Raw genomic sequence first — 20,259 nt, 5'->3', positions numbered from 1 at the left:
CAAAGTCTCAACGGCGAGGCGCGAATGCGGCAGGTATTGGAACGGACGCTACCTGTCTACCGGCTTGCGACGTTGCCCGGCAGCGCATAGGCGCGGACGTAGTCGCCGAGCCTGGTACCGAACGAGCCGTGGCCGCCGTCGACGGTGACGACGTACTGCCGGCCACCGGCCTCATAGGTCATCGGCGTCGACTGGCCGCCGGCCGGCAGCCGGTCCTGCCACAGCATACGGCCGTCATTGACGTCGAAGGCGCGGATGTAGTCGTCCATCGTGCCGCTGAGGAAGGCGACGCCGCCGGCGGTGACCATCGGTCCGCCGAGCATCGGCACGCCGAGCTTGAACGGCAGCGGCAGCGGCGCCTGGTCGCGGATGGTGCCGACGCGATGCTGCCAGATGATCGCGTTGGTCTTGAGATCGATGGCGGCGAGGCTGCCCCAGGGCGGCGCCATGCAAGGGATGCCGAGCGGCGACAGGAAGATGCCGAGAGAGACGCCGTAGGGCGTGCCGTACATCGGCTGCACGCCGAGCTCGGTGCCCGGCGGATGCGCTTCGTTGGGCTCGGCCGGATTGTCCTTGCCGCGCGGCACCAGCCGCGACACGAACGGGATCGATTGCGGATTGGCGATCGCTATTTTTCTCACGGGATCGATGGCGATGCCGCCCCATTCGAACATGCCGAAATCGCCGGGAAACACCAGGGTGCCCTGCTCGGAGGGCGGTGTGAACGGGCCCTCGTAGCGCAGCCGCTTGAACATGATGCGGCAGGCGAGCTGATCGAACATCGTCGCGCCCCACATCTGCGCGCCCGTCAGCTCCTGGCGCGGGCGGAAGCTGAGCTCCGAGAACGGCTGCGTCGGTGACAGCCGGTCGCCGGGCGCAGCACCCTGCGGCACCGGCTTCTCCGGCGCGGGGACCAACAGATGCCCATCGCGGCGGTCGAGCACGAAGATGTTGCCGGTCTTGGCCGGCACGTAGATCGCCGGCACCACGCCGTCCTTGCCCGGCATGTCGACGAGGCTCGGTTGCGACGGCATGTCCATGTCCCAGAGATCGTGATGCACGTTCTGGAACGACCAGCGCAATTTGCCGGTGGCGATATCGAGCGCGATCAGTGCGGAATCATAGCGTTCATTGTCGGCGCTGCGGTTGCCGGCCCAGATGTCCGGCGAGCTCGAGCCGAGCGGGATGTAGACGAGGCCGAGCGCCTCGTCGGCGGCACCGACGCTCCAGCCGTTCGGTGAGCCCGGCGTGAAGTGATGCGTCGCCGACGGCATCTCGTTGGGATCGGGATTGCCGGGATCGAACGCCCACAGCAGCTTGCCCGTGTAGACATCGAAGCCGCGGATCGCGCCCGACGGCACCTTGTTGGAGTAGTTGTCGATCACGGCGCCGGCCATGATCACCACCTTGTCGGTGACGACGGGCGGCGAGGTGCCCTCGTAGAAGCCAAGCGTGGTGATCTCGTTGCCGGCCTTGAGGTCGATCTGGCCGTGATCGCCAAAACCCGCGCACGGCCTGCCGCTGTCGGCATCGAGCGCGAACAGCCTTCCGTCATTGGTCGGCAGGAAGATGCGCTTGGCGCAGTCCGCCGGCGCCGCTGCGCCGGCGACGTCGACCGCACCCGGCTTGGTCTCGTGATAGGCCACGCCGCGGCAGGTCATGTGCTGGAAATTCTTGTGGTGCTCGATCTTGGGATCGAACTTCCAGCGCAGCTTGCCGGTGGCGGCATCGAGCGCGAACACGAGCTGGTGCGGCGAGCAGGTGTAGAGGGTCTCGCCGATCTTCAGCGGCGTCACCTCATTGGTGAATTCGTCGGGATCGTCGGGGCCCTTGCGATCGCCGGTCCGGAATTCCCAGGTCAGCGTCAGGTTCTTCACATTGTCCCTGGTGATCTGCTTCAGGCTCGAAAACCGCGTGCCGAAATTGCTGGCGCCATAGGCGGTCCAGTCCGCTTGCGCCTCCGCCGGTGCGGTATCGGTGCCTGCCGTCGCGGCAGAGGCTTGCGGCAGGCTGCCGGCAACGCCGAAGCGATCGCCGCGCAGCGAGGCGCCGAGCACGACGACGGCGACGGCCAGCACGGCGAGCAGACCCCAGCGCGCCGCGCTGACGTCGCCGACCAGATGCGTCGTGATGAATGGCAGCAGCAGCCAGACGCCGAGCGGCGCCAGCACGTCGCCACGCGGCGCCAGCGACCAGAAATCCAGCCCGACCTCGGAAACGGCCCAGATCATGGTGCCCAGCAGCAGCGCCGCATAGAGCCACAGCGCCGCAGCGCGCCGCTGCCACAGCAGCCACGCCGTGATCAGCAGCGTAGCGCCCGTGATCAGATAATAGAACGAGCCGCCGATCGCGGCGAGCCAGGCGCCGCCGGCGAGCAGCGCCAGCCCCATCAGGCCGATGACGATGGCGGTGAGAATGAGCAGCGGCGCGCGCTGCAGATCGCGGGCGGCGGCCATGCGCGGCTCCAGGCTGACGACGAAAAGGCGCGGCGCGATGCCGCAATCGCGTCATGAACGGCGCTGCGACACGGAAGTTCCTTGCTGCGGGTTGGCGACGATGGGCTTTCGCTTGCGTTCCGCCGGGGAGCGGCGCCTGGTAGCCCGGATGAGCGCCAGCCGACGCCGCTTCGGCGTCGGCGTCAGCGATATCCGGGTTCACCGGTGACAGGTCGTGAGAACCCGGATGTCGCGTCCGCCTCCGCCCTCCGGGCGCAGGCTTCCGCTCATCCGGGCTACGATTCCCCCACCACACGCGCTTTTGCGTCCCCCGGGACCGGAACGGGTTGCCGCTCCGTGACGGAATTAATACGATCGGATGTCAGTCACATGAAAGTTGGAGTGCCGGATGCGTGCGCAGCAGCGAGCCTTGTCGAACCCGGTCGCCCTGTGGTGGGCGATGCTGACGCTCGTCAGCCTGGCCAACATCGCGTTCTGGTTCATCCTGTACCGCCAGCTCAACGGCGGCGGCGCGATCAGCCAGGCCTCGCAGACCGGCCCGATGCTGGCGCTGTCGGCGGCCTATGTGTTCGGCTGCGCCTTCCGCTCGGTGCTGCCGCGCGCCGACGTGCAGCGCATCTGCCTGGTCGACAGCTGGCTATCGAGCGTGTTCATCGGCCGCAGCGTCGCGACCATCGCCGAGATCGCCTTCGCGGCGCAATGGGCCATCATCCTGGCGCAGCTCGGCGCCATTGCCGATGCCGAGACCGCGATCAACATGAGCCGCATCATCGTGCCCTTGATCGTCGTCGCCGAGATCTGCTCCTGGTACGCCGTGCTGACCAGGAACTTCTTCTACAACGCGATCGAGAATTCGCTGTGGGCCGTCGCCTTCCTGTTGGTCGGCATCGGGCTCGGCCGGCTGCTGCCGGAGTTCGACGGCATGGTGCGCTGGCTGCTGATCGCCGGTCTCGTCGGTATCGCCTGCTATCTCGCCTTCCTGATCGTGGTCGACGTGCCGATGTATCTGCGACGCTGGCGCATCGAGCATGCCGCCGGCACGCCGCTGCTGCATCCGCTCGACGGTCTGCGCGACGTCGCGACCCGCTGGACCGTCACCCACGAGTTCGAGCATTGGAAGGAAGAGATCGCCTGGATGTCGCTGTATTTCAGCGCCGCCGTCTGGGGCTCGCTGGCGCTGTGCGCGCTCTCCGCGATGAACGATCATCTGCCGGGCTATCGCGCGCAGACCACGGTGGCGCCGCCGGCGATCGTCCAGCACAGCGCCGATCGGTCCTGACGCGACACCCCGCCGCGCTGCGTGCGGCGGGGTGATAGCTCGTATGTGGCCGATCTCAGCCGTGCATCGCGAAGTGATGCGAGTCGTCCATCTGAACGACGTGGCTGTAGTCGACATGCGGGGCGTCGTGCACGGCCACCGGCGCGTGGTCGAAGTTCGGCGGCACGATGCCGGTGTTGCCGGCGTGGCCATGGTCGCCGAAATTGTCGACGATGATCGGGTTGTGCGACGAACCCTCGCCATGCAGCGGGCCGGGGGGGCTGAGGCCAGGACCAGAGCCAGCGCCGCCCTGGGCGCTGTCGCCCGCCTGGTGGATCGCCTGCGCGATCGAGTCCCAGAACCCGCCATGGCTGCCGCCGTCCGTCCCCGCATGCGCGATCTGGATGCTGCCGTCGCTGCGCAGGCCGTCCTGCGCCAGCTTGAACACGTCGTTGATCACGGCGCCGAAATCGCCATGCCCGAGATCGTTGACCAGCGAGCCGAGGTCGTGCCCGATCGCGTCGAGCTGATGACCGATCGTGTTCGTCATGTCGCCAGCGGTCTGCGCCAGTCCGTTGAGACCTTCGCCAACGAAGTGGCCGACGCCATTGACGATGCCGGTGCCGACCGCGTCGGCGCCGTGGGCGATGCCGGAGATCGCTTCACCGATCGGCCCGCCGATCAGGTGGCCCGCAGCAGAAGCCGTATCGGTGACCACGCCGATGGCGCCGTCAGCGACCGCCACGCCGGCGTCGAAGCCGCCTTTCACCACGGCGCCGGCGGCGTCGAGCGCATCCGTCCCGACATCGGCCACCGTCCCGACGATGGTGCCGGCCATGCCGAGCGCGCCCTGGCCGACCGCGCCGGCCGCTTCCAGCCCGGCTTCGCCGAGGCCGACCGCGGTGTGTGCGAGGTCGCCGGCAACACCGAGCGCGCCATGCGCCACGTCGCCCGCGACGTGCAGTCCGCCGTCGACGATGTCGCTGCCGATATGCGTCACGTCGTTGATGGCGCCGTTGATGTCGCCATGCACCAGATGGCCGACGCCGGACGCCACGTCACCGACGACACTGACCCCGGTATGGAGCAGGTCGCCGCCGACATGGACGACGGTCGACGCCACGTCTCCGGCCGTATGCAGCAGGCCGCCGCCGATCGCCTCGGCACCGTGTCCGATCGCGCCGAGCACGCCGCCCACGGTATGGATCGCCTCGCCGCCGAGCGCGCCGATGCCATGCACCACGCTGCCCACCGCATGCGCCGCATCGCCGGCCACATGCTCCACCGTGTTGACCACCGCGCCCGCCGCGCCGCCGACCGCACCCGCCACGTCCTTCGCGACGTCCTTCACGTCATCGACGGCGGAACTGACTGCATCTCCGATGTCATCCCAAAAGCTCATGATCTGCTCCTCTCGGTTGCGTCACCTCGCCTCGGGTGACGGCCCCGTTGTCGCAGATGTCAGCCGCGCGCTCCGTGCGCGACATCACGCAAGGCTTTGAGGTGGCAAGGCTCCGGCCTGAAGCTTCTCCGCGAGGCCGGCCGTCTACGTCTTCCGGAGCCGCGAGACGGGGGGCCGGGCATGACGGGCAACTAATTGGCAGGCTGTCCATGCCGCGCTCGTTCGATGGCCCGTTGGCCCGATGGCCTTGCCGCCGTGTTTCAGGCGTGGCCGATCCAGCCATGCCAGGTCAGCGCGGCGAAGAATGGACGGGCGTTGCGAAAGCCGCCGTCGCGCAGGACGGCTTCATCCTCGTCGGGGCTCAGCATGTTGACGCTGGCATCGACGGTCGCGCGCATCGTCCTGGCCTGCTCCGGGTCGGTGCCGGACGCCACCGCATAGGCGGCGTAGCGGTCCAGCCACAGCGACCTCTCGACCCGCTCCTTGGGCAGGCAACTATGCGCGACCACGAAAGGCGCTTCAGGACGAAGCCGGTCATGCACGGCGCGCACTGTCCTCAAACGTTCCGGCGCAGCCAGAAAATGCAGCGTCAGCAGGCAAGTCGCCGCGTCGAACGGGCCGGCAGGCGCATGGTCGATGGTGCCCTCGATCAGCTCGACCCTGTTCATCCGCGCGCCGAGCGTGCGTTCGGCGAGTTGCAGCATCTGCGGCGCCGGATCGACACCGACGAATGTCCAGGATGGATGGGCTTCCGCCAGCGCGTTGAGCTCGAGCCCTCCACCGGCGCCGAGCACCAGCACCTTCGCATGTTTGGGCGCCCGTTCGGCCAGCAGGACGGCCGTCATCCGATGCAGTCCGTCGAGGCCGGGCACGAAGCGGCGCGGTCCGTCGGTGTAGCGCGCGACGAACTCCGGATCGGAAAACGCGCGCATGAATTGCTGCGCGCCGTCGGCAATCTCAGCCGTCATGACAAACGTCTCCTTTGCGAGGTCGCTTTCGTCGTTCGAGGCGGTCGTGGAAATCAGCGCTCAGCGCCGCGAGCGTGATGGCGCCGAGGCGGGACAGCAGCAGCGTCTCTGCAGCCTGCAGGGAGGTGTCGAGCGCTGCGTTGACGGCCTGCTCGACGAGGCAGTCCGGATTCTCGGTTCGATTCCCGATGGCGAACAGCGATGGCCGCCCGAGTGAATCGTAGACGTCGCGCAGGGTGACGGTCGCCAGATCGCGGGCGAGCGTCCATCCGCCGCCATGGCCTTTCTCGGAGCGCACATGGCCGCCGTCGCGGAGGCCGGCCATGATTCTGCGGATCACGACCGGATTGGTCTGTATCATCGATGCGAGGGCCTCGGACGTGACCGGACCGTCGTGCTCCGCCATATGGAGCAGGACGTGCAGGATGCCGGACAGCTGGCTGTTGGGTCTCATGTAACTTTTAATATTGCATGATATCCCCCGCGGTCAACCCGGCGGCCCGGGCGCGGCGGCGCATTGCACGTCAGGGTTCGACGGGCGGATCGACTCTGACGACGCGTGCATCGACGACGCGCGTGCCTTCGAGCTCGCGCACGATGCGCTCGTCAGGACCGACCTCGCCGAGATCGAACTCGCGCTCGGGGGTGATGAGGACTACGCGGCGGCCGGTGATGACGATGACGGTGACGTCGTGCTGTTCGCCGGAGACGGCCCATTCGCGGATCTCGGCGTAGTAGGGGACACGTCGCCAGGCGTCAGGAAAGCCGGGATCACAGCGCACCTCGATGCCGTCCTCCGACGTCGTCAGCACGAACTTGGCTCTGCTCGGCTGCCAGGCCTCGTCGAGCAGATCATTCACCAGCCACAGGCAACTGAAATCGCGGCATTCAGCCGGGCGATCCTGATAGATCGTGCAGCCTTGCCGGGGTCGGCAATGCGGGCACCATGCGTGCGCGGGTTTCGCGAGCTGCTCGATCTCCATGACCTTGCAGCACAGCGTGCAATCGCCGCAGCGTTTCGAAGTGTCGCTCGAGGACGTCATGCCGACATCGTCTCGCCGATGGGGCCGCGCATCAAGGGCCTGCCCGTCGGGCGACTCGGGTCCCGCGTCCCGTGTGCGGCGGGCGTGTCCGTGCCTCGCCACGATGAGAAACGTCGTGCGCGGAAAAACTGATTTCGCCTGTGGGTTCAAGCTGATTTGGGCTGTCCAGTCCCGGCGGCAAAAATATTCAGCTTCGTTTTTTCGGAAAACTATGGTCTTCTCCCGTCATCCCGCCTCATCGACGAGGGGCGCTGCGCGGTCGTCACGAAGCGTGGAGGTGGGATGTGATGGGCGGGCCGGTTTGCAGCGTGATCATTCGCGCCGACGAACAACACCGATCCGTACGGTCAAGTCGCGTGGTCCTGGCCTCCCGATGCTGAGGTCAAGCCGGTTGATGATGCCTGGTGCATCTCGCCGGTGATGGGGGCAAGACAGCCCGGTCCCCAGGGAGATCGCGAAGCAGCCGTTCAAACCGTCGCGCAGGGAGGGCCGGATCGTCCGGCTGGACCTGTGGTTCCTGCCGCCTGCATTTTTTTCGCAGGCGGGCCACGGGCCTCAGTCGAGGTCCGGCCTTCCCTGCACCCTCGCTTCGAGAGGGTGAGATCGATGCATCACTCGGACGCCAAGCGCGCCGCGAGGACAAAGACGCACATCCCCACATGCAGTTTGAGGTTGTTGACCACGTGAACGCAGTGCTCACCCTCCCCTGGAGGGGGAGGGTCGCCTCACGAGGAGCGAAGCGAAACGTGAGGCGGGGTGGGGTGATCTCTCCGCGAGCAAAAGCGTTCGTGGAGAGATCACCCCACCCCGCTCGCCCACTTCGCGTGCGCTCGACCCTCCCCCTCCAGAGGAGGGTGGCATCACGGGTGCGGCCTGGCTCTCCCAAGCCGGCGGCATCGCGCAAAATGGCGGCGCCGACGCCTGCCTTACTTGAACCCTGCAAAGCGGCTGTCGAACGAGTTCGACTGCAGTACCGGAACGGCGCCGGAGACCAGCGCGGTCTGGGTCTGGGCGGGTGCGGAGGCCGTGGTGGCGGGCGCGTCGCTGGTGGCGGGCTTGAACGGCGGCCGCGCGGCGGCCTGCCTGGTCTCGGCGGGCTTCGCCGCCACAGGCTTCGGCGCAGGCTTGACCTCGGAAGGCTTGGCCTCCGCGGTCCTGCTCTCCGGCTTGGCCGTCGCGGCCGTGGTGTCGGCCGCCGCGTTGCCGCCGATCCCGACCTTGCGGGCGAGGCTCGACATGAAGCTCGGCTTCTCCGGCGCGCTGACGGCTGCGACGCGGGTCGACGGCGCTGCCACTGGAGCCGGCGCGGCACTGGCCGGCATCGCGGCGACCTCGTCGGCGCCGGGCGCGCGCGGCGGGTTGACGTGACCGGGGATCGTGCCCGGAGCCGGCGTGAAGTTGGCGAGCGACAGGCCCGGCGCTTCGCCGGCATCGGACAGGCCGGTCGAGGCACCCGGAACGCGATTGGCGAAGATGGGATTCATGCCGCCATCGATGCCGGTGTTGAGCTTGGCGACCGGCGTGCCCTTGGCGACGAGCTTGGCGTATTCGGCCTCGTCGGCCTGCTGCTTGTCGCGCACGGCGGCGGTGATCTCGTCGGGCACGACATAGGCCGGGCATTTGGCGGAGGCGTCGAACACCGGATCATGCGTCGCGCCGGGCGGCTTCTGGGCGTCGAACACATACTTCTTCTCGCAGAAGTCGACCTTCGGCTCCTGGCGGGTGACCTCGAAATGGTCGTAGCCTTCCTTGATCATGCGCCAGAACGGCATGTTCGGATTGTTGCGGTGCCTCGCCATGTTCACCGGCGTCATCCGGAACGGATAGGCCTGGAACTGGAAGGCGCGCTGGCCGCCGAAGAACGACTCGCGCCCGAGCGCATAGATCTCGGCGATCTGCTCGTCGGTCATCGCGAAGCAGCCGCGCGAGGAGCAGTCGCCATGCACCATCAGCTGCGAGCCGCTGCGTCCCAGCGCCTTGTCGAAGGCGTTCGGATAGCCGGTGTTGAAGGAGAGGTAGTAGGCCGATTGCGGGTTCATCTGGCTCGGGTTGATCGAGTAGAAGCCCTCCGGCGCCTGGCGGTCACCCTCGCGCACCTTGGGGCCGAGATCGCCCGACCAGCGGCAGATCGGATAGGTCTTGAGCAGCGCGAAACGGCCGGAGCGGTCCTGCTTCCAGACCTCGAGCTCGGCTTCCTGCTTGAAGACACGGACCAGGATCGGCGACTGCGTGTCCATGTCCTTCTCGGCGATCGTCGCGACGAGCTTGGGCGGGACCGGCTGATTGGCCTTGGCACTGGTGGCGAGTGCGACCTGATCGCTGTTGCAACCGGTCAGCAACGCGCCGGCGGCCAACGCCGCCGAGGTCATGAGAACCCGGACGAAAGCGCGGTTGATCAAGACAAAGCTCCCCGCAAACCCCGCATGCCGCAAAACCCCACGCTCATCTTACCAGATCGGCCCGAAAGCTGGATGGAGTTCGGGTCGACCCTGCGTCATGCCGTCGAACCATTGATTAAAATTGTAGCCTTTGACCCCGAACCCCGCAACCCACGGACCGGTGGGCGCGCAGTCCCCTGGCCCGCTTGGTCAACAAGTTCTAAACAGCAGACGCTGCCGGCGGGGCCGAAATACGGCCGAGGGGCTGGCAAAGTCCTTGGAATGACTCACAAAACCGAGAGCGGCCTTGGCGCGCCCGACCGCTCTTGGACCAGGTCAGCCGAGCTTGCGGCCGATGTCGATGAACTTCTGCCGGCGCTGCTTGCGGATGGCATCGGCGTCGAGGCCCTTCATCTCCTCGAACGCCTGGGCGATCGCCTCGCCGGTGGCCGCGATCATCGCCGCGGGATCGCGGTGGGCGCCGCCGACCGGCTCTTTGAGGATGGTGTCGACCACGCCGAAGCGGAGCATGTCCTGGGCGGTGATCTTCATGCTGTTGGCGGCTTCCTGCGCCTTGGTGCCGTCGCGCCAGAGGATCGAGGAGGCGGCTTCCGGCGAGATCACGCTGTAGATCGCGTGCTCCAGCATCAGGACGCGGTTGGCGGTGGTCAGCGCGATCGCGCCGCCCGACATGCCCTCGCCGGTGATGATCGCAACATTTGGCACACCGAGCGCCAAGCAGGCGTCCGTCGAGCGCGCGATGGCCTCGGCCTGGCCGCGCTCCTCGGCGCCGATGCCCGGATAGGCGCCCGCGGAATCGACCAGCGACAGCACGGGGATGCCGAAGCGCTCGGCCATCTCCATCAGCCGAACCGCCTTGCGGTAGCCTTCGGGCCGGGCCATGCCGAAATTGTGCTTGAGGCGGGATTCGGTGGTGGCGCCCTTCTCCTGGCCCATCACGCAGATCGGCTCGCCGCGGAAGCGGCCGAAGCCGCCGAGCAAAGCGGCGTCCTCGCCGAACTTGCGGTCGCCGGCCAGCGGCGTGAACTCGGTGATCAGGCCGCCGACGAAGTCGGAGAAGTGCGGCCGCTGCGGATGGCGGGCCACCATGGTCTTCTGCCATGGCGTCAGCGTGGCGTAGAGCTCGGCCAGCGCCTGCCCGGCCTTCTCCTCGATCCGGCCGACCTCCTCGCCGATATCGGTGCCGGAGGCGGCCATCGCCCGGAGTTCGTCGACCTTGGAATCGAGCTCGGCAACGGGCTTTTCGAAATCGAGGTAGCTGCGCATGGGATCCGGCATGGAAGAGCTGAAGGAAGAGCGCTGGGAGACGAAATCGGTTCGGCCTTCGGACCTGAAGCCGAGCGGCCTCAGGAGCTTAGGGTGAGATCAGTGCGCCGCGTCCAGGCGTCATGCCGGGAGAACGGGCAGGATGGCGCTCTTTCGGGGCAGACGGGCCCGAAGTCAAGCGGGCCGGGCATCACGCCGGGGGATTTGGTTTCGGGAGGGTGTGCTGCGGGCTCAGGTCTCGGCCAGCGGGTGCAGGTCGCGCACCAGGCTCTTGAGCCGTTCCTCGACCACATGGGTATAGATCTGCGTGGTCGAGATATCGGTGTGGCCCAGCAGGGTCTGCACGATGCGCAGGTCGGCGCCATTGTGCAGCAGGTGGCTGGCGAAGGCGTGGCGCAGCACGTGCGGCGAGACCAGCCGGGCCGGCAGGCCGCTGGCCACCGCGAGCTCCTTGAGGTCGCGGGCGAAGTGCTGGCGGGTCAGATGGCCGCTTTCGCCGAACGAGGGAAACAGCCATTTGCCGAACGCGGCGCTGGCCTTCTTCTCCGGCTTCTGCCTGTCCAGCATCGCCAGATAGTCCGCCATCGCCTGGCGCGAGGCCTGGTTCAGTGGCACCAGCCGCTCCTTGTTGCCCTTGCCGCGCACCACGATCATGCGGGCGTCATTGCGGGCGGCCGTACGCGGCAGCGCCACCAGCTCGGAGACGCGCAAGCCGGTCGCGTACAGCACTTCGAGCAGGCAATACAGCCGCAAGCCGCGCAGCCGCTGCGCCGGCGAGGCGTCGACGACCTCCGAAAGCTCCTTGGCGCGGGTCAGCATGCGGTCGACGTCGCCGATCGACAGCACCTTGGGCAGGGGACGGCCGCGCTTCGGCCCCGACAGGATCGCGGCGGGATCGTCGCTGCGGATGCGCTCGTTGAGCAGGAAGCGAAACAGGTGGCGCATCGACGACAGCCGCCGCGCCACGCTGGAGGATTTGAAGCCCCTGGTGTCGAGATCGGCGAGATAGTCGCGCAATGCCTGGGTGTCGGCGGTGGCGAAGCCGTTGGCCTTGCCGCCGAGAAACTCGGAGAGATCCGTGAGATCGCGGCGATAGGCGTCCAGCGTGTTCTGACCGGCGCCTTGCTCGGCTGCCATCATGTCGAGGAACAGGCTCATCAGCCCGGCGTCGGAGGCCTTGACCTTCATGTCGTGAAATCCGCTGCGTCCGAGGCGATCGAATCAGTACGAGGAGTTCGCGCCGGCGCTTCGAGCGGTGACTGCAAATATGGCCGATATCGCGGCGCCGGCCCGCCTCAGACAATCGTAAAAATCTTAATCAATGCCCTGTGGCTTTTCGGTCGGCCACAGCGGTGTGGATCATTTCTTCTGGAACTTGTCCGGTGGGATCGTCACCGTCATCTCGCGCGGCTTCGGGTTGACGAAATTCGCGAGCGCGTAGATCGCGCCATAGACCACGCCGACGATCACGGCGATCACGGTCAGGAAGCGGAACAGGCTGGGCATATCGGTCGCGCAGGCCACCAGGGAAGGAACTGTTGCATCCAACATGTTCGCATCGGGCTTGCAAGTCCGGCGCTGCCCTCCTTGCTTCGTCATTCCGGGGCATTCGCGCGCAGAATGGCGAAGCCATTCTGGAGCAGCGCGAATGAGCCCGGAATCCATAACCACAGGGAGGAAGGTGAGGCGAGATGCCGGCCACCAGCGTGCCCCACGCGTGGCCCTGCGGGTATGGGTTCCGGGCTCGCGCTGCGCGCGCCCCGGAACGACGTCGAATGCGAGCGCCGTGGCGGTGCAGATGCGGAACAGGATGCCTTTGAAAGCGGCAGGGGCTGGGCTAGAAGCGAAGAGATGACCGACACGACGCAACCCGCACCCACCCCAGCCGCCCCGGAGGCCGCGATTCTCGCGGGCCTCGGCAAGCGGCTGATCGTGCTGGTCGGCATGATGGGCGTCGGCAAGTCGACCGTCGGCCGGCGGCTGGCAGCGCGGCTGCGGCTGCCCTTCGTCGATGCGGACACCGAGATCGAGACCGCGGCCGGCATGACCATACCGGAAATCTTCGAGTCGCGCGGCGAGGACTATTTCCGCAACGGCGAGGCCCGGGTGATCGCCCGCCTGCTCGAAAGCGGGCCTGGGGTGCTGGCGACCGGCGGCGGGGCCTTCATGCGCGAGGAAACGCGGCGCCGCATCCAGGACAAGGCCGTCTCGGTGTGGTTGAAGGCCGACGCCGACGTGATCATGCGCCGTGTCAGGCGACGGGCCGACCGGCCGCTGCTGCAGACCGCCGATCCCGAAGGCACGATCGCGCGGCTGCTGATCGAGCGCGAGCCGGTGTACCAACTCGCGGACCTGACGATCTTCTCGCGCGACGTGCCGCACGACCGGGTCGTCGAGGATTGCCTGGAGGCGCTGCAAGCGTTCCTGGCGCCTGTACAGGCGGCCGAGGCTCAGCCCGTCCCTCCGCAATCCGATCCAGGTCCATCCAATTCCGTGCAGGCCGATTCTGTGCAGGCAATGAGCGCGCTCCGATGACGGCACCCCTGAAGCATTCCGATCCCATCACCGTCGACGTCGCGCTGGGCGAGCGTGCCTATGACATCGTCATCGGCCGCGGCGTGCTGGCCACGCTCGGCCAGCGCATTGCCGCGCTGCGGCCCGGTGTGCGCACGGCTGTCGTCACCGACCGCACCGTGGCCAAGCACTGGCTGAAGCCCACCGAGGCCATCCTGGCGGAGGCGGGCATTCCGTCGTCCACCATCGTGGTCGAGGAAGGCGAGGGCTCCAAGACCTATGCTGGCCTGGAGAAGGTGAGCGAGGCGCTGATCGCAGCCAGGATCGAGCGCAATGATCTCGTCATCGCGCTCGGCGGCGGCGTGGTCGGGGATCTCGCCGGCTTTGCCGCCGCGATCCTGCGCCGCGGCGTCGATTTCGTGCAGGTACCGACCTCGCTGCTGGCGCAGGTGGATTCCTCCGTCGGCGGCAAGACCGGCATCAACTCGCCGCAGGGCAAGAATTTGCTCGGCGCCTTCCACCAGCCGGTGCTGGTCATCGCCGACACCGCCGTGCTCGACACGTTGTCGCCACGCCAGTTCCGCGCCGGCTATGCCGAGGTCGCCAAATACGGCCTGCTCGGCGATGCCAGCTTCTTTGCCTGGCTCGAGGCCAACCATGCCGACATCGTCAAGGGCGGTGCGGCACGCGAACATGCGGTGGCGACGTCCTGCCGCGCCAAGGCGGCGATCGTCGCCCGCGACGAGCGCGAGACCGGCGACCGGGCGCTGCTCAATCTCGGCCACACCTTCGGCCATGCGCTGGAGGCCGTCACCGGCTTCTCCGACCGGCTGTTCCATGGCGAAGGCGTCGCGGTCGGCATGGTGCTGGCAGCGCAGTTCTCGGCCGAGCTCGGCATGCTGCCGCCCGACGATGTCGTGCGCATCGAGCGTCACCTTGCCGCGGTCGGCCTGCCGACCCATCTGCAGGACATCGCCGGCTTCGCCCAGGAGGGGATCGGCGACGCCGATCGGCTGCTGGCGCTGATGGCGCAGGACAAGAAGGTCAAGCGCGGCAAGCTCACCTTCATCCTGATGGAAGCCATCGGCCGCGCCATCATTGCGAAGGACGTGGATCCCACGCGGGTGCGCGACTTCCTGCAGGCCAAATTGCAAAGCCGCAGCTGATCCCCAAGCTGATCGCCAGGGCTTTACGCCGTGTTGAGCAGTGGCAGCGCATCATCGGCGGCCTCCATTGAGAGCGACATCGGCGTCATGGACTGGTTCACACTCTCCGTCGTCATCATCCTCCTCGCCGCATCTGCCTTCTTTGCGCTGAGCGAGACCGCCCTGACCGGCGCCTCCCGCGCCTCGATGCTGCGGCTGTCGAAGCAGGGCAATCGCGATGCCGACGTGGTGTCGCGCCTGTTCGACATGCGCGAGCGGCTGATCGGCGCACTGCTGCTCGGCAACAACATCGCCAATATTGGTGCCTCGGCGCTGGCGACCGGTATTTTCACGGCGTGGTTCGGCGAGGTCGGCGTGCTCTACGCGACCGGCGTGATGACCGCGCTGGTGGTGATCTTCGCCGAGGTGCTGCCGAAGACGATCGCGATCAACGCGCCGGATCGCGTGTCGCTCGCGGTTGCCAGACCGATGCGCGCGACCGTGTTCGTGCTTGGTCCGGTGCTTGCCGTGATCGAAGCGATCGTGCGCTTTTTGATGCGGCTGATCGGCTTCAAGGTCGGGGCCAATCAGCCGATCCTGTCACCGACCGAGCGTCTACGCGGAGCGGTGGATTTGTTGCATCACGAAGGCAAGGTCGAGAAGCAGGACCGCGACATGCTCGGCGGTCTGCTCGATTTGCGCGAATTGCAGGTGTCCGACGTGATGGTTCACCGCACCGAGATGGTGATGGTGAATGCGGACCTGCCGCAGGAGGATCTTGTGCGCGAGGTGCTCGCCACCGAATATACGCGCATTCCGCTGTGGCGCGACACGCCGGAGAACATCATCGGCGTGCTGCATGCGAAGGATCTGCTGCGGGCGATCCGCGCCGCCGAGGGCGATGTGTCGCACATCGATGTCGCCTCGCTGGCGCTGCCGCCCTGGTTCGTTCCGGAGATGCGATCGGTGTCGGAACAGCTGAAAGCGTTCCGCCGCCGCAAGACGCATTTCGCGCTCGTCGTCGACGAGTATGGCGAGGTTGAAGGCATCGTCACGCTCGAGGACATCCTTGAAGAGATCGTCGGCGACATTTCCGACGAGCAGGATGTGCAGGTCGCCGGCGTTCGTGTGCAGCCGGATGGATCGGTCGTCGTCGACGGCTCGGTGCCGATCCGAGATCTCAATCGCGCGATGGACTGGGGACTGCCTGATGAAGAAGCAACGACGGTCGCTGGTCTCGTGATCCACGAGGCGCGCTCGATCCCGGAGCGCGGCCAGAGCTTCACGTTCCACGGCTTCCGCTTTCGCGTGCTGCGCCGTGAGCGCAATCGCATCACCGCGCTCCGCATAGTACCGGTGCCACGCGGCGAAACCGAGGAGACACGGCCGCGCCGCGCCGGCACGGCGTTCTGATTGGTATCAGGATTATTGGCGTCAGGCCTCGCCCGGCGCCTTCGCATGCAGCGCCAGCGCGTGCACCGAGCCGGCAAGTTCCGCTGCCAATGCGGCGTTGATCAGGCGGTGGCGATCGACGCGGCTCTTGCCGGCGAAGGCCTGCGACACAATATACACTCGGAAATGGGTCTCGCCGCTTGGCTGATGACCCATATGGCCTTCATGCAAATGTGACTCGTCCACGACCTCGAGGCTTTCCGGCGAGAAAGCTTCGCGCAACTTTTCGATGATAGCATCTTGCGTTCTCATGGTCTCCGCAAATACGCATCAAATTATTTTTCGTCAATCGGCGGGCCCCGCCTGAGGTATTCGTAATGTCAAGACTTGAAGCTTTCGGCGTTGCGTAGTCAAAGTCCGCCATGCCGATCGATTCATCCAAATTCTTCGACTCCATCCGCATCAAGCCCAAGAAGGCGGCTGCGCGGCAGCCGGTGGTGCGCGAGGAGGCCCAGCCGTGCCAGTGGCCGGACTGCAAGAACCGTGGCTCGCACCGCGCGCCCAAGGGCCGGGAGAACGTGCGCGAATATTGGCACTTCTGTCTCGACCATGTGCGCGAGTACAACCAGTCGTATAATTTCTTCTCGGGCATGAATGCCGAGGCGGTGGCGCGCTATCAGAAGGATGCGCTGACCGGACACCGCCCGACCTGGAAGATGGGCGCCAATACGTCGGCCAAGCGCGGCGCCGGCGGCCCCGAGGGTGATCTCGGCGATGCCTCGGATCCGTTCAGCGTGTTCGCCGAAATCAACGGCCGCGGCAGCTGGCGCCCGGATCCGCAGTCGGCGCCGAAGGCGGAGCAGCGCAAGGTCTTCAATGCCGAGCGCAAGGCGCTGCAGGTGATGGGTCTCGGTCCCGACGTCACGCTGGAAGACGTCAAGGCCAAGTACAAGGCGCTGGTGAAGCAGCACCATCCCGACGCCAATGGCGGCGACCGCTCCACCGAGGATCGCCTGATCGAGATCATCAAGGCCTACAATTATCTGAAGACGGTCGTGAAGGCCTGACCGTCTTTGCTGCGCGACAGGGTCTGAGGCCGCCGCGCAGCGACCATTGCTTCCCTGGATTGCTCAGGGCTTCGGCCCGATATAGGCCGAACTCGGCCGGATCAGCCGCCCGGTACGCTGCTGCTCGCGGGCGTGCGCAGTCCAGCCGGCGGCCCGCGCCACCGCGAAGATCGGCGTGAAGGCCTGGCGCGGAATCTTCAGCGCATCGAGCAGGATGGCGGTGAAGAACTCGACATTGGTGTCGAGCACCCGCTCCGGATTCTTCTGCCGCAGCGCTGTGCGGATATAGGCCTCCACCTCGCTCGCAAACGGCAGATCAGCCCCGCTGCCCGCCAGCCGCTCGATCGCGCTCCTGAGGACATCGGCGCGCGGATCGCGCACCCGGTAGATGCGATGGCCAAAGCCCATCAGTCGCTCGCCGCGCGAAAGCGCCGCGTCGACCCACGGCTTGATGTTGTCGCGCGTGCCGATCGCGTTCAGCATCTCCAGCACCGGCTCCGGCGCACCGCCATGCAGCGGGCCGGTCAGCGCGCAATAGCCTGCAGTGACTGACGCGAACAGGTCGGCCTGCGTCGAGGCGACCACGCGCGCGGCAAAGGTCGAGGCGTTCATCCCGTGATCGCTGACGGTGACGAGATAGGTGTCCAGTGCGGCCACCTCGCCCCGATCCGGCGTATCGCCGCGCACCATGCGCAAGGTGTCGGCGGCGTGGCTGGCGTCAGCATCGGGAGCGACCGGCTTGGCTCCGCGCGCGCGCTGGACCAATGCGCCGGCGATCACCGGACAGGCGCCGACGATGGTCGCCTCGTCGTCGAGTCCGGCCTCAGGCCGCAGCGCCGCAACCGCGGCGCGGAAGCCGTCGATGATCGACAGGCCGGCGGTCGCGGCGAGTAGCTCAGGCAGCCGGGCAAAAGCGCGCTGGCGCGCGAGCGCGAGGCTGGCGCGGACGTTGGCCTCGCCGATGCTGCGCTTGGTCGCCGCGCTCCACAGCCGGGCCGTCACGCCCTCGAACCCGCTGCCGGCGGCGAGATCGGCCACTCGGGCGCCGGCGATGATGAGCTCGCCCTGCTGGCCATCGACATGGCTGAGCACGGTCTCGGCGGCGGCGATGCCATCGAGGCCAACGGGGGTCTTGCCGAGGTGAAGGGTCATGGCGGGATCTCCTTGCTGAGTGATCACACCGGCAAGATCCGCCCGGTCGACAGCTTGATCAATCTTGATTAAGCTGATCAATATGAAAAAAGACGGCGGCCTTTACCTTTCGGCCCGCGAGGCTTCCGCGGAGCTCGCGATCTCGCCGGCCACGCTCTACGCCTATGTCAGCCGGGGCCTGGTCCGCTCCGAGCCGTCGCCGAATTCGCGCAGCAACCGCTATCGCGCCGAGGACATCAGGGCCCTGAAGGAGCGGCGTGCGCCTGCCCCCGAGCCGCGCGCCTTCCGCAGCTTCGACGCGGACCTGCCGGTGTTCGATTCGGCGGTGTCGACGATCACGGAAGCGGGGCCGATCTATCGGGGCGTCAACTGCGTCGATCTGGCGGAGCGGGACACGCTCGAACATGCCGCGACACTGCTGTGGGACGTCACCGCCATCGACCCGTTCACCCCCGACAATCTTCCACGAATCTCGGAGGAGATGCGCCTCATCTCAGAGGCGGCGCACCGCGCGGCGCCGATCGACCGCGCCATCGCCGTGCTGGCACTGGCGGCGAGTGCCGATCCCGCGGCCTTCAATCGCGCGCCGGATGGCCGCACCCTGGTGGGTGCGCGCATCATCCGTCTCGTGGTCGCGACCATGCTGAACGCCGCGCCTTCAGCCGAGCCCCTTCACGTCCAGGTCGCGAACGCCTGGGCGCCCGACCACAAGCATGCGCCGGACCTCATTCGGCGGACCTTGGTGCTGCTGGCCGATCATGAGCTGAATGCGTCGACCTTCACCGTCCGCTGCGCGGCGTCGACCGGGCTCAGCCTCTATGATGCAGTCATTGCGGGCTTGGCAGCACTGAAAGGCCCGCAGCATGGCGGCGCCGGCGTGCTGGCGTCGCAGCTGGTGAAAACCCTGATCGACCGCGATGTCGCGCCGCTGATCCGGGAGCGGGTGGCGCTGGGCGAGCGCTTCGCCGGGTTCGGCCATGGCGTCTACAAGCGCGGGGACCCCCGCGCGATCTCGCTGCTGGAGGCGCTGACGCGCGTCGGCGCGCCGCGCAAATTCACCCGGGAGGTGCCGGAGCGGATCGCGGAGGCGACCGGCGAGTTCGTCAACATCGATTATGCGCTCGCCGTGCTGGTGCACAGCCTGAGGCTGCCTGCCGGCAGCGAGCTGGCGCTGTTCGCGATGGCACGCTGCGTCGGCTGGATCGCCCATGCCTGCGAACAGCTGCAGTCCGGCCGCCTGATCCGGCCGCGCGCGCGCTACACCGGACCCACGCCGGGCCGCAGCGCCTTCGTGGGCTCGCTGTAGCGGTCCTAGTTCGCGGCGCCAGGCGCGAGCTGGGTCTCGCGCCGCTTCCGCAGCATTCGGAGCACCAGCCAGACCACGATCGTGCCAGCGACCGCGGCGATGATCCAGGTCGACTTGGCAATGTGACCGTGATGCGGAAGGCCGCCATACCGATGCAGCAGCTGCACCGCGAACACTCCGGGCAGGACGTGGGCGCAGGCCCAGAGCACGATAGCGGGAATGTTGACGGCGTAGAACCGGACAGGGGGGATGTCGAGCGCCCCCGCGGTGATCGGCACCACGGCGCGGATCGGCGCGACGAAGCGGGCGAAAAAGATCGCCAAGGTGCCGAAGCGATGGAAAAAGGCCTCGCTTTGCGCCACCAGCCGAGGATAGTTCGAGAACGGCCAGGTCGTCAGGATCTCGCGCTGGCTGCGGTGCCCGATCCAGAATGCCCCGCCATCGCCGAGCACCGCGCCCAGGATGGCGGCCGCCAGCACCCATTGCAGCTGCAATTCACCGCCCGGGATCAGCGCGCTCAGCGCCAGGATGATGGTGGTGCCCGGAATGATCGATCCCGCGATCGGGACGGCCTCGAGCAGCGCCGCCAGAAACAGGGTCAGATAGGCCAGTCCCGCGTGATCCGAGACGAAGGCGATGAGAGGGTCGAGCAAATGGGTCACGCGGTTCCTGCTGGGATGGACGAGGGTGAGCGACGAACTGGTCGATAAGTAGGAACCCCGGCTGCGGGTGCCACGTCAAATGCTGGAAGGGCTGCTGGGGCGAAAAGGTGGCGCTTTCCGCAGGGCAGCCTTTCGAAAACGACGTCCCAGGCCTATCTCGATGATATAACGACGGAACTTTGATCAAGGCTTAGGCTTCTGCCCGCGCGTGCTCTCTGCTAGGCTGGCA

General features: G+C 67.1%; 18 protein-coding genes. 6 read left to right on the top strand and 12 right to left on the bottom strand.

Annotated features, from left to right (window positions below; all coding sequences use genetic code 11):
- Positions 1 to 56: 56 nt before the first annotated feature.
- Positions 57 to 2,456: a membrane-bound PQQ-dependent dehydrogenase, glucose/quinate/shikimate family gene (locus S58_RS34520; protein ID WP_015670079.1), complete on the bottom strand. Its 2,400-nt coding sequence runs from the start codon at positions 2,454 to 2,456 to the stop codon at positions 57 to 59.
- Positions 2,457 to 2,844: 388 nt separating this feature from the next.
- Between S58_RS34520 and S58_RS34515 the strand changes: the two genes are divergently transcribed.
- A complete protein-coding gene (locus S58_RS34515; protein ID WP_015670078.1) occupies positions 2,845 to 3,735 on the top strand; it encodes a hypothetical protein in 891 nt (296 codons plus the stop codon).
- 55 nt (positions 3,736 to 3,790) lie between these two features.
- Here S58_RS34515 and S58_RS34510 read toward each other — a convergent pair whose 3' ends face one another.
- The 8 genes from S58_RS34510 to S58_RS34475 all read right to left on the bottom strand — a co-directional run bounded on the left by S58_RS34510 (position 3,791) and on the right by S58_RS34475 (position 12,298).
- Positions 3,791 to 5,116: a hypothetical protein gene (locus S58_RS34510; protein ID WP_015670077.1), complete on the bottom strand. Its 1,326-nt coding sequence runs from the start codon at positions 5,114 to 5,116 to the stop codon at positions 3,791 to 3,793.
- Between the two features lie 260 nt (positions 5,117 to 5,376).
- Complete coding sequence (locus S58_RS34505) at positions 5,377 to 6,084, bottom strand: class I SAM-dependent methyltransferase (protein WP_015670076.1); 708 nt, start codon at positions 6,082 to 6,084, stop codon at positions 5,377 to 5,379.
- The gene (locus tag S58_RS34500) at positions 6,074 to 6,538 is read right to left on the bottom strand and encodes an Rrf2 family transcriptional regulator (RefSeq protein ID WP_015670075.1); all 465 of its coding nucleotides are present in this window, start codon (positions 6,536 to 6,538) and stop codon (positions 6,074 to 6,076) included. The genes S58_RS34505 and S58_RS34500 overlap by 11 nt, the downstream gene beginning before the upstream one ends.
- A gap of 70 nt (positions 6,539 to 6,608) precedes the next feature.
- A complete protein-coding gene (locus tag S58_RS34495) occupies positions 6,609 to 7,127 on the bottom strand; it encodes a hypothetical protein (RefSeq protein ID WP_015670074.1) in 519 nt (172 codons plus the stop codon).
- Between the two features lie 926 nt (positions 7,128 to 8,053).
- Positions 8,054 to 9,526: a L,D-transpeptidase family protein gene (locus S58_RS34490; protein ID WP_015670073.1), complete on the bottom strand. Its 1,473-nt coding sequence runs from the start codon at positions 9,524 to 9,526 to the stop codon at positions 8,054 to 8,056.
- Positions 9,527 to 9,841: 315 nt separating this feature from the next.
- Positions 9,842 to 10,804 carry an acetyl-CoA carboxylase carboxyltransferase subunit alpha gene (locus S58_RS34485; RefSeq protein WP_015670072.1) on the bottom strand — a complete coding sequence of 321 codons (963 nt, stop codon included), beginning with the start codon at positions 10,802 to 10,804 and terminating at the stop codon, positions 9,842 to 9,844.
- 219 nt (positions 10,805 to 11,023) lie between these two features.
- Positions 11,024 to 11,980: a site-specific tyrosine recombinase XerD gene (xerD, locus tag S58_RS34480; RefSeq protein WP_015670071.1), complete on the bottom strand. Its 957-nt coding sequence runs from the start codon at positions 11,978 to 11,980 to the stop codon at positions 11,024 to 11,026.
- 171 nt (positions 11,981 to 12,151) lie between these two features.
- Positions 12,152 to 12,298 carry a hypothetical protein gene (locus S58_RS34475; protein ID WP_042341091.1) on the bottom strand — a complete coding sequence of 49 codons (147 nt, stop codon included), beginning with the start codon at positions 12,296 to 12,298 and terminating at the stop codon, positions 12,152 to 12,154.
- 345 nt (positions 12,299 to 12,643) lie between these two features.
- Here S58_RS34475 and S58_RS34470 point away from each other — a divergent pair, with 345 nt between their 5' ends.
- From S58_RS34470 to S58_RS34460, 3 genes are all read left to right on the top strand, one after another.
- Entirely contained in the window at positions 12,644 to 13,327 is a 684-nt protein-coding gene (locus S58_RS34470) for a shikimate kinase (protein WP_015670069.1), read from the top strand.
- Positions 13,324 to 14,472 carry a 3-dehydroquinate synthase gene (aroB, locus tag S58_RS34465; RefSeq protein WP_015670068.1) on the top strand — a complete coding sequence of 383 codons (1,149 nt, stop codon included), beginning with the start codon at positions 13,324 to 13,326 and terminating at the stop codon, positions 14,470 to 14,472. The genes S58_RS34470 and aroB overlap by 4 nt, the downstream gene beginning before the upstream one ends.
- Before the next feature lie 87 nt (positions 14,473 to 14,559).
- The gene (locus tag S58_RS34460) at positions 14,560 to 15,864 is read left to right on the top strand and encodes an HlyC/CorC family transporter (RefSeq protein WP_015670067.1); all 1,305 of its coding nucleotides are present in this window, start codon (positions 14,560 to 14,562) and stop codon (positions 15,862 to 15,864) included.
- Positions 15,865 to 15,885: 21 nt separating this feature from the next.
- Here S58_RS34460 and S58_RS34455 read toward each other — a convergent pair whose 3' ends face one another.
- Complete coding sequence (locus S58_RS34455) at positions 15,886 to 16,155, bottom strand: BolA family protein (RefSeq protein ID WP_015670066.1); 270 nt, start codon at positions 16,153 to 16,155, stop codon at positions 15,886 to 15,888.
- A 110-nt stretch (positions 16,156 to 16,265) separates the two neighbouring features.
- Here S58_RS34455 and S58_RS34450 point away from each other — a divergent pair, with 110 nt between their 5' ends.
- Positions 16,266 to 16,910, top strand: coding sequence for a J domain-containing protein (locus S58_RS34450; RefSeq protein ID WP_015670065.1), 645 nt, complete (start codon positions 16,266 to 16,268; stop codon positions 16,908 to 16,910).
- A gap of 63 nt (positions 16,911 to 16,973) precedes the next feature.
- Here the strand turns inward: S58_RS34450 and S58_RS34445 are convergent, their stop codons facing one another.
- Positions 16,974 to 18,062, bottom strand: a complete 1,089-nt coding sequence (locus S58_RS34445) for a citrate synthase/methylcitrate synthase (RefSeq protein ID WP_015670064.1) — start codon at positions 18,060 to 18,062, stop codon at positions 16,974 to 16,976.
- An 82-nt stretch (positions 18,063 to 18,144) separates the two neighbouring features.
- On the opposite strand from S58_RS34445, the gene S58_RS34440 reads away from it, so the two are divergent.
- The gene (locus S58_RS34440; RefSeq protein WP_015670063.1) at positions 18,145 to 19,368 is read left to right on the top strand and encodes a citrate synthase family protein; all 1,224 of its coding nucleotides are present in this window, start codon (positions 18,145 to 18,147) and stop codon (positions 19,366 to 19,368) included.
- Positions 19,369 to 19,373: 5 nt separating this feature from the next.
- On the opposite strand, the gene S58_RS34435 is transcribed toward S58_RS34440, so the two are convergent.
- The gene (locus S58_RS34435; RefSeq protein WP_015670062.1) at positions 19,374 to 20,030 is read right to left on the bottom strand and encodes a DedA family protein; all 657 of its coding nucleotides are present in this window, start codon (positions 20,028 to 20,030) and stop codon (positions 19,374 to 19,376) included.
- Between the last annotated feature and the right edge of the window lie 229 nt (positions 20,031 to 20,259).

The organism is Bradyrhizobium oligotrophicum S58 (assembly GCF_000344805.1).
GTDB lineage: Bacteria > Pseudomonadota > Alphaproteobacteria > Rhizobiales > Xanthobacteraceae > Bradyrhizobium > Bradyrhizobium oligotrophicum.
This window is presented reverse-complemented; position numbering and strand designations above follow the sequence as displayed.